The organism is Nocardioides sp. (assembly GCF_035703625.1).
GTDB lineage: Bacteria > Actinomycetota > Actinomycetes > Propionibacteriales > Nocardioidaceae > Nocardioides.
The window spans coordinates 1-4,066 of sequence record NZ_DASSXS010000029.1 but is presented as its reverse complement, the minus strand read 5'-3'; the positions used below and the strand labels follow the sequence as shown (position 1 = coordinate 4,066).

3 protein-coding genes are annotated in these 4,066 nt (G+C 71.4%); 2 read left to right on the top strand and 1 reads right to left on the bottom strand.

The window, feature by feature from the left end; all coding sequences use genetic code 11:
* Positions 1 to 62: 62 nt before the first annotated feature.
* A complete protein-coding gene (locus VFN12_RS01270; RefSeq protein ID WP_325116729.1) occupies positions 63 to 590 on the bottom strand; it encodes a histidine phosphatase family protein in 528 nt (175 codons plus the stop codon).
* A 33-nt stretch (positions 591 to 623) separates the two neighbouring features.
* On the opposite strand from VFN12_RS01270, the gene VFN12_RS01265 reads away from it, so the two are divergent.
* Positions 624 to 1,628, top strand: a complete 1,005-nt coding sequence (locus VFN12_RS01265; protein WP_325116728.1) for a cyanophycinase — start codon at positions 624 to 626, stop codon at positions 1,626 to 1,628.
* Positions 1,625 to 4,066, top strand: a 2,442-nt coding sequence (cphA, locus tag VFN12_RS01260) for a cyanophycin synthetase (protein WP_325116727.1), incomplete at its 3' end; no start/stop codon positions are given. The genes VFN12_RS01265 and cphA, both read left to right, overlap by 4 nt.

Sequence of the window (4,066 nt, the reverse complement as noted above, 5' to 3'; positions counted from 1 at the left end):
CGCGAGGAGATCGAGGCCGCCGACGCGGAGGCGGGGATCGTCACCCCGTCGCCGCCCATCCCCTAGGACGCCGGCTCGCCCCGGCCGACGTGGAAGGCCACCAACCGGGCGCTGGTGAGGTCGAGGTCGGCCCACGCGCCGTCGTACTCGAAGACCGCGACGGCGCTCGTCGGGAAGCCGGACATCATCGCGGTCAGCGCCTCCGGGTCCCCGCCCCCGTCGTCCAGCAGCTGCGCCAGCTGGGCCATGGTCGGGTTGTGTCCCACGACGACGACCACGCGCGCGTCGGCGGGCGCGCCGCGGAGCAGGTCGAGAGCCGTGTCCGCGCCGGCGGTGTAGAGCCCCTCGTCGACGGCGGGCTGGAGGTCCCAGCCGGCGCCCGACGCGAGGGCCGTCCAGGTCTCCACCGCACGCGACGCAGCCGAGACCAGGGCGTGGTCGGGCGCGACGCCCAGACCGGCCAGCCAGCGGCCGGCCGCCGTGGCGTCGGCCCGGCCGCGATCGAGGAGCCGCCGGGCATGGTCGGTCTCCGCGGACTGCTCGGCCTTCGCGTGTCGCACCACGACGAGACGGCGGGAATCCTGCTGCACGGGCTCACATTGACATGCCCTAGCCTCGCTGTCATGCCCTCCGGACCGCTCATGATCATCGGTGGCGCCGAGGACAAGCTCCGCCAGCGCGCCATCCTGACCGAGTTCGTGGGAGCCGCCGGTGGGGAGGAGGCGCGCATCGCGGTGATCGCCACCGCCTCGTCGCTGGGGCCCGAGGTGGTCGAGGTGTACGACGCCCTGTTCCGCCGCCTGGGCGCCGCCGACGTGATCTCGGTGAGACCGGAGAGCCGCGAGCAGGCGCACGACCTCGAGCTGGTGGCCGAGCTGGGCAACGTCACCGGGGTGTTCATGACCGGCGGCAACCAGATGAAGCTGTCCGCCGTGATCTGCGGGACGCCGTTCGGGGACGCGCTGATCGACGCGCACCAGCGTGGTGTCGTGATCGCCGGCACCTCCGCCGGCGCCAGCATCCAGTCCTCACACATGGTCGCCTTCGGCGGACCGGGGTCGACACCCAAGCAGCGGATGACCCAGGTGGCGGCCGGCCTCGGTCTCCTCGAGTCCTGCGTCATCGACCAGCACTTCGAGCAGCGCAACCGCTACGGGCGCCTGCTGATGATCGTCAGCGAGTCTCCGTCGCTCCTCGGGGTGGGCGTCGACGAGGACACCGCGGCCGTCGTGGAGGAGGTCGAGGACCACGAGATCCTCCGGGTGGTCGGCAAGGGTGCGGTGACGATCTTCGACCCGGCCCGGATCGTCACGAACGCCTACGAGGCCAAGCGGGCCTCGCCGCTGCTGTCGAGCGGCGTGGTGCTGCACGTCCTGCCCCATGGCTCCCGTTTCGACCTGACCACCCGAACCCTGGTCCCGCCTCCCCGGTTCGCCGACCCGGCCGAGGCCGCCGAGATGGCCGAGGCCGGCAAGGACCTCCGCCAGCTGGCGCGCGACATCGCCGCCGACGACGTGTCGCCCAGTGCCCTGCGCCGGCGCCGGGCCCGGACCCGCAGGAAGACGCAGCCCGCACATCACGACCCCACACATCAGGACCCCACACATCAGGACGGAGCCTCGTCATGACCGAACGTCCCACTCCCGATCTCCAGCTCCTCGAGACCCGGGTCTATCGGGGCGCGAACGTCTGGTCCTACGACCAGTCGATCCACCTCGTGGTGGACCTCGGCTCCCTGGAGAGCTTCCCGACCAACACGCTCCCCGGCTTCACCGACAACCTCCTGCAGATGCTGCCCGGGCTGCGCGAGCACTCCTGCTCGCGGGGACGCCGCGGCGGCTTCGTCGAGCGGCTCAACGAGGGCACGTGGCTGGGTCACGTCGCCGAGCACTGCGCCCTGGCCCTCCAGCAGGTGGTCGGCCACGACATCCGGCGCGGCAAGACCCGCCAGGTGAAGGGGTCGCCCGGCGTCTACAACGTGATCTACGGGTACGCCGACGAGCAGGTCGGCCTGGCCGCCGGCCAGCTCGCCGTGCGGCTGGTCAACCACCTCGTCGAGGCCGACCGCGACTTCGACTGGGAGAGCCAGCTGGAGGCGTTCATCAAGCGCGCCCAGCGCACCGCGTTCGGCCCGTCGACCCAGGCCATCCTCGACGAGGCCGTCTCCCGCGACATCCCGTGGATCCGGCTCAACCAGCACTCGCTCGTGCAGCTCGGGCAAGGAGTCCACGCGAAGCGGATCCGGGCGACGATGACATCGGCGACCAGCTCGATCGCGGTCGACATCGCCTCCGACAAGGACCTGACCACCCGCCTCCTCGGCGCCGCCGGCCTTCCCGTGCCCCGGCAGGACTCGGTCCGCAGCGCGGACCAGGCGGTCAAGGTCGCCAACCGGATCGGGTACCCGGTCGTGGTCAAGCCGCTCGACGGGAACCATGGCCGCGGGGTCTGCCTGGACCTGCGCGACGAGGCCGACGTCCGCGAGGCGTTCCCCGTCGCCCAGGAGCAGTCGCGGCGCGGCTGGGTGATCGTCGAGTCGTTCATCACCGGCAAGGACTACCGCTGCCTGATCATCGACGGCCGCGTGGCCGCCATCGCGGAGCGGGTGCCGGCCCACGTCGTCGGCGACGGCCACTCGACGGTCCAGGAGCTGGTCGACCTGACCAACGCCGACCCCCGCCGCGGTGTGGGCCACGAGAAGGTCCTGACCCGGATCAGGGTCGACGCCGCCGCCGAGGAGCTGCTGGCCAGCCAGGGCCACAAGCTGGACTCGGTGCCGGAGCAGGGCGAGACCGTCAAGCTGACCCTCACCGGCAACATGTCCACCGGCGGCATCTCCATCGACCGGACCTTCGAGGCGCACCCGGAGAACGTCGAGATCGCCGAGGAGGCGGCCCGGATGATCGGGCTGGACATCGCCGGCATCGACTTCATCTGTCCCGACATCACCGAGCCGGTGCGCGAGACCGGCGGCGCCATCTGCGAGGTCAACGCGGCGCCCGGGTTCCGGATGCACACCCACCCGACGATCGGCGAGCCTCAGTTCATCTCCAAGCCGGTGGTCGACATGCTCTTCCCGCCGGGGGCGCCGGCGCGGATCCCGATCGTCGCGGTCACCGGAACCAACGGCAAGACCACGACCTCGCGGATGATCTCCCACATCTTCAAGGGGATGGGCCGCAAGGTCGGCATGACCTCGACCGACGGCATCGTGATCGACGAGCGGCTCCTGATCCGCTCCGACGCCTCGGGCCCCCGGTCGGCCCGCATGGTGCTGCAGAACCCGCGCGTGGACTTCGCGGTGTTCGAGGTGGCACGTGGCGGAATCCTGCGTGAGGGGCTCGGCTACGAGCGCAACGACGTCGCCGTCGTACTGAACGTGCAGCCCGACCACCTCGGCCTGCGCGGCGTCGACACGGTCGAGCAGCTCGCGGACGTCAAGGCGGTCCTGGTGGAGGCGGTCCCGCGTGACGGCCACGCCGTGCTCAACGCCGACGACCCGCTGGTCCGCGCGATGCGGCGGCGCTGCTCGGGTCAGGTCGTGTGGATCTCCATGGAGGAGCCCGGTTCCGAGGTGCGCGACATGATCGACGCCCACTGCCGCCGCGGGGGCAAGGCGCTGGTCCTCAACCCGTCCGACCGCGGCGAGATGATCGTCGTCAAGCACGGTCGGCGCGAGATGCAGCTCGCCTGGACCCACCTGCTGCCGGCGACGTTCGGCGGTCGCGCGCGGATGAACGTGCAGAACGCCCTCGCCGCGGCAGCGGCCGCCTTCGCCGCGGGCGCACCGCTGCACGACATCCGCCAGGGCCTCCGGACGTTCTCCACCAACTACTACCTCTCCCCCGGACGCCTCAACGAGGTCGAGGTCAACGGGATCAACGTGATCGTCGACTACTGCCACAACGCGCCCGGCATGAAGGCGCTGGGCGACTTCGTGGACCGCGTGGGCGACTCGATGGAGGAGAGCCACGACATGGCCCGGCCCTCACGGATCGGGATCATCGCCACCGCCGGAGACCGCCGCGACGAGGACATGCGCGAGCTCGGCCAGATCGCCGCCCAA